Annotated in this window: 1 protein-coding gene; it reads left to right on the top strand. The window is 43.2% G+C overall.

Translation table 11 applies throughout. The annotated features are described in order from the left end of the window. The coding region (locus Trichorick_RS09235) for a TraB/VirB10 family protein (protein ID WP_323739357.1) at positions 1–810 on the top strand (810 nt) is incomplete at its 5' end. Between the last annotated feature and the right edge of the window lie 66 nt (positions 811–876).

Here is an 876-nt window from a genome sequence, read left to right as displayed (position 1 = left end):
TTTGCAAATGCTAGAGTAAAATCCGAGGAAGAAGACAAATCTCGGCAAAGTAACCGGCCGCAAATAGACGAATCTCGGATTACGGTAAATCATATGGACAGGGCTGAGATATTCGATCGCCCTAAATCAGCGAATAGTTTTATTCCTGAAACCGCTTACGTTAAGGGTATTTTACTCGGAGGCATTGCCGTATCTACGTCTATCGGTAGCAGTTCCGAGCCTGTTCCCGTAGTTATCAGAATTACGGATAGAGGGAGTTTACCGAAGAACTTTAACATCGATCTAACTCATTGCAAGATTATGGGATCGTCTTACGGTGATTTATCAAGTGAGAGGGCGATCGTGCGTGCGGAGGTTCTCTCATGCACCGATCCCGTAAGCGAACTAATTTACACTACCAAAATAGCGGGGCTTATTCACGGTGACGACGGTATGAACGGTATTAAAGGAAAAGTAGTACAAACTAGCGGTAAGCATCTAAAGAATGCGATGATCGGAGGCATGATCAGCGGTTTTGCGGGTTCTGCCAAGGGGCAGGATCAGATGATCATAACTAGTTTCGGTGCAGGCAGCACCAAAAAGAAGGGTATGGGAGATATGTTGCAGGAAGGAGCTTTTGCGGGTGCTTCTAACGCTGCCGAGAAAATAGCCGATTATTATATCAAACAAGCAGAAAGTATGTCGCCCGTACTTCTAGTTTCCGGAGGAACTAAAGTAGATATCGTATTTACCAAAGGCGTCTATTTAAACGCATTAGACGTACAGGAAAAACTAGAACAGTTAAGATCGGAAAAAGCCAAAAAACAATGAGATTTAATATGAAACTCGAATCAATCCTAAACAAATCCAAGATAGCAAGCGTGCTTATTCTAATGA

This window comes from Candidatus Trichorickettsia mobilis, assembly GCF_034366785.1.
Lineage (GTDB): Bacteria > Pseudomonadota > Alphaproteobacteria > Rickettsiales > Rickettsiaceae > Trichorickettsia > Trichorickettsia mobilis_A.
The sequence above is the reverse complement of the archived record's forward strand: the minus strand, read 5'-3'. Positions and strand labels throughout refer to the sequence as shown.